Here is a 4,799-nt window from a genome sequence, read left to right on the forward strand (position 1 = left end):
GACAAAAAATCCCTTTGTTTAAGGTGAGTTTTTTTCATAAACATACATTTAACTTTTCGAAAGAAGAGAAAAGAAAATAAATTCCGATTCCCTTCCTTCGATTTTCTTTGTCCATTCTCCAAAACATAAAAAAACAAATTTATTTACAATAATCAATGCTATACATTTTTGTGATTTTAGATAAAAGGTTTATATGAGTAATAGAAAATTAGCAAAAAATATCGGTTCCATGTCGATCGCTGTTTTTTTCAGCAGGATTTCAGGGCTTATCCGCGATATTGTCATGACTTCTTTTTTTGGCACGACTTATGTGGCAGATGCTTTCCAGGTTGGATACCAGATACCGAACCTGCTTAGAAAACTTTTTGGAGAAGGTGCACTTTCCGCAGCTTTTATCCCGATTTACAATGAGATCGGGATAAATAAAGGTAAAAAATATCAACTTGGATTTGCATTAAATGTCCTTTCTCTTTTAGTATCATTATTAGTTATTCTCTGCTTTCTTGGAATTATATTAGCTCCTGTAATTGTTAAAATTCTGGCTCCCGGATTTGATGATCAAACCTATCGATTGACCGTAAAAATTTCCCGCATTTTATTTCCATATTTGATCTTCATCGGCTTATCATCGACTTTGATCTCCATCTTGAATTCTCATGACTTTTTCTTCATTCCCGGCTTGTCTTCCGCCTTCCTTAATATTGGAATTGTCGGAAGTTTGGGAATTTATGTTCTCTTAAAAGAAAATTCTTTGTTGGAAAATCGGATTATATATGCTTCTATCGGAGTTCTCTGCGGAGGATTTTTACAGGTAATTATAAATTTCCCATTATTGAAAAAAATCGGTTATCATCTGAAAATAAATTTACATTCAAGGTCTGAAGCGATCAAATCTGTCTGGAAAAGGTTTTTACCGGGTGTTGCCGGTTTAGCGATCAGGCAGGTAAATCTCGCTGTCGATCTTATTTTAGCATCACTACTTGCTACCGGAAGTATTGCGGCTTTGAATTATGGAAACCGTTTGATGCAGCTTCCTTTAGGAATTTTTGGAGTTTCTGCAGGAGTTGCTGTCTTACCTTTATATTCAAAATATTTCGCAACAGAAAAATGGAATGAACTCAAGGAAAGTTTACATTTCTCGATCATTTCTTTGAGCTTTATTATGCTGCCGATTACAGCGATCATTGCCGGACTCGGGAAAGATTTTATCAGATTGCTTTTTATGAGAGGCGCATTTAATGTAGATTCTCTTAATATGACTTACAAGGCATTACTTTTCTATTCTTTAGGTTTAATTTTTTTCAGTTTGAACAGACTGCTCATTCCCATTTTTTATGCTAATAAAGACACCAAAACTCCGGTTAAAATTTCTGCTTTTGTTGTTGTTCTAAATATTATTTTAAATATTATCTTAATGCAATTTATGCAGCATGCAGGTCTTGCATTTGCAACCACGATTTCAGCAATTATTCATTTTTTTGTCTTAAAGCATTTTCTCAAGAAAAAAATCCCACAACTCATCTTTCCAAGAATTTTCTTTGAAATAAATAAGATCCTGATTTTATCTGCCTTACTTTTTACAGGACTATGTTTGGCAGGAAATCTTTTTTTACCGACCAATTTCTGGTCAACGATCGTGAGAATTGCGATTTTTATTTTTTTGAGCATTGTTTTTTTCTTTCTTGGATCACAAATATTACAGATCAAATTCAGTAAACAGATCATTACAAAATTATGGCAAAGATTTCACAAAAAATAAAAGAAAAACTGATCTTGATTCCGGAAAGATCCGGTGTTTATTTAATGACGAATTCTTCCGGAAAAATAATCTATATCGGTAAAGCAAAAATTCTCAAAAACCGCATTCGTTCATATTTCACGGGAACACCATCAGACAACAAAACAGAACAACTGATCGGTTTTATTCATGATTTCGACTATATCATCACCGGTTCCGAGCAGGAAGCATTAGTTCTGGAAAATAATCTCATCAAAAAACACAAACCGAAATATAATATTTTACTTCGTGATGATAAACAATATCCATTTATCAAAGTAACTTTTAATGAACCTTTCCCAAGAATATTTGTAACCAGGATCATCAAAAAAGATAAAGCAAAATATTTTGGACCTTACACAAAAGTAAAATCCGTTCGGAAAACATTAAGAATGCTGGAGTGGTTATTTCCCATCCGAACCTGCACGAGAAATATCCCCAAAGGAAAACCGGTTTTTGAAAGAGCTTGTATTAATTTCCAGTTGGGAAAATGCCCTGCTCCCTGTATCGGGAAAATATCGCAAAAGGAATATTTGAAACTCGTTCATCATATTATCAGCTTTCTCAAGGGAAAAAATGAATCGATTATCAATGATCTAAAATCAGAAATGGAAACTGCTTCTGCTCGACTGGACTTTGAAAAAGCAGCTCAAATCAGAGATAAAATTTTCAATATCCAGAAATTAAGCAGAACTCAAAATATGTTCTTTCCTGACTTGAAAAATAGAGATGTGATCGGAATCTACAAAGAAGAAAACAAAGCAGCAATTGCCGTATTGAAAATACTTTCCGGAAAACTCCTGAACAAAGAAATATATGCAATGGAAAATGTTCAGGGAAAAAGCAGGACTCAAATTATGGAAGCATTTCTCAAACAATATTATTCTCAAAAACTGGAAGCTCTTCCTTACCGGATCATTGTCCAGATCAAACCGGATGACTTTTCCATATTAAATTCATGGTTAAATAAGAAGTTGATCGTCCCGGCTCGAGGAGAATTGAAAGAATTAGTTGCTATGGCAAAGGAAAATGCCTTCAATTATATTGAAGAACAGAAACTTAAATACTTGAGAAAAAGCAATCGCACGATTTTTCCTATCAAAGAATTGAAAGATAAATTGAAACTGAAAAAATTACCGAGAAAAATGGTTTGTCTGGATATTTCGACGATTCAGGGATCGGATACGGTTTCATCTGTTGTTTATTTTGAAAATGGAAAACCGAAGAAGAAAAATTACAGGCATTTCATTATAAAAACCGTAATAGGTCAGGATGATTTTGCTTCTATGGGTGAAACTTTGCAGCGTTACCTCGAAAAAGTTACTAAAGATGATAAACCTGATCTAATCGTCATCGATGGAGGAAAAGGTCAATTAAATGCTGCCGGTTCAATTCTCATAAAAATGAACCTGAAAAATATCGAGATTTTATCTTTGGCAAAAAAACTTGAAGAAGTGTTTTTGCCCGATTTAAAAAATTCGATTATTTTACCTCGTTCCTCATCTGCATTAAGGCTTCTGATCAATATCCGTGATGAAGCTCATCGCTTTGCTATTACTTTTCATCGTAAAAGACGAAGTTCACGCTTATTTTCCAGCGAATTAAATAAGATCAAAGGAATCGGGGACGAAATAAAATTCCTTTTGTTAAAAGAATTTGGTTCTGTGGAAAAAATCAAACAAGCAAAGATCAAGGAAATTTCAGAAATAAAAGGAATCGGAATTAAGCGAGCTGAAAAAATTTTAAGAGAATTGTCTTGATTAAATAATCTATCTGTCAAATTTTGCATTTAGTGTTTGATGAATGGGTTTTGTATAATTAGAGGTAATCCGTAAAGTAAGAAAACCTTGCGAATGGTTGCAAACCTTCGAAATGGTTGAGAAAACACCAACCATTACGGAGGTTTCGCAAACTCAACCATCCGTAAGGTCTTGAAATTCAGACTTTACGGATGGACTCTGTTTAGTTGATTTTGTAAACAGCGCAGATCGACTTTGAGCTAATTTATTGGGAGGAAAGGTTTGAAAAAACTTCTGATCATAATATTTATTTTATGCATTACATTTTTATCAGCAGAAGATACAATTATCGATAGTCTTAAGAAGCAACTTAAAACAGCTTCTCAAACCGAGAAAATTGATATCTTAAATGAGCTGTCATATTATCATTTAGATGACTCACCGGAAATTGCTATCGATTATGCAAAAAAAGCACTGAATCTCGCTATCTTTCTAAAAGACCAAAAAGGGCAGGCAATCTCATTATATTATCTTGCTCTCACTAATGAAAATCTGAATAAACTCGGGATTGCTTTGAACTATTATCTGGAATTACTTGAAATTCAAAAGAAAATCGCAATCAAAGAAAATATTGCCGACACCCAGCATAGCATTGGAATCGTCTTTGACAATTTGAGCAATTATAATATGGCTCTCGAATTTTACCAGAAATCAAGAGAGACATACAAAGAATTGAATGATAGTTTAGGAGTAGCCTTCGTCTTAAATAATATCGGCAACACATATGAAAGCCTTGGTCAATATGATACTGCTTTAGAATATCAATTAGATGCTTTGAGGATCTATGAATCGGGATCGATAAATGATAAAGATGGGATAGCAACAACTTTAAACAATATCGGGAATATTTATCAAAGTCTGGGTGGCTTTGGAAAAGCATTAAATTTTTTCCGGAGGACATTAAACATCTATCATGAATTAAATGATAAATACGGATTGTCGATTGCTTATAATAATCTCGGAATGATTCATCATGATCTGAAAAATTATGATAAAGCCCTGGATTTTTATAAAAAATCTCTCGAGCTTGATAAAGAGCTTAAAGATCCGTATGGAAGTGCCGGCTCCTATAATAACATAGCAATGATTTATGAAGATTTGAATCAATCAGAAAAAGCAGAAGAATATTACTTACAATCATTAAAGATTTCAGAAGATATCAATGATAAATACAGTATAGCTAATACAAACAATAACATCGGACATTATTATATAAAACAAAA

3 protein-coding genes are annotated in these 4,799 nt (G+C 33.3%); all 3 read left to right on the forward strand.

All coding sequences use genetic code 11. From position 1 onward, the window contains the following. Nucleotides 1-193 precede the first annotated feature (193 nt). On the forward strand, nt 194-1,759 hold the full coding sequence (gene murJ, locus ENL20_09975) for a murein biosynthesis integral membrane protein MurJ (protein HHE38883.1): 1,566 nt from the start codon (nt 194-196) through the stop codon (nt 1,757-1,759). After that, on the forward strand, nt 1,735-3,537 hold the full coding sequence (uvrC, locus tag ENL20_09980; GenBank protein ID HHE38884.1) for an excinuclease ABC subunit UvrC: 1,803 nt from the start codon (nt 1,735-1,737) through the stop codon (nt 3,535-3,537). Before murJ ends, uvrC begins: the two co-directional genes overlap by 25 nt. Before the next feature lie 261 nt (nt 3,538-3,798). Next, on the forward strand, nt 3,799-4,799 hold a 1,001-nt coding region (locus ENL20_09985), incomplete at its 3' end, for a tetratricopeptide repeat protein (protein ID HHE38885.1).

The organism is Candidatus Cloacimonadota bacterium (assembly GCA_011372345.1).
Classification (GTDB): Bacteria; Cloacimonadota; Cloacimonadia; order Cloacimonadales; family TCS61; genus DRTC01.

Excerpts from the sequence above, each read along its gene's own strand:
- murJ (HHE38883.1), top strand. The coding sequence starts at position 194 with ATGAGTAATAGAAAATTAGCAAAAAATATCGGTTCCATGTCGATCGCT.
- uvrC (HHE38884.1), top strand. The coding sequence starts at position 1,735 with ATGGCAAAGATTTCACAAAAAATAAAAGAAAAACTGATCTTGATTCCG.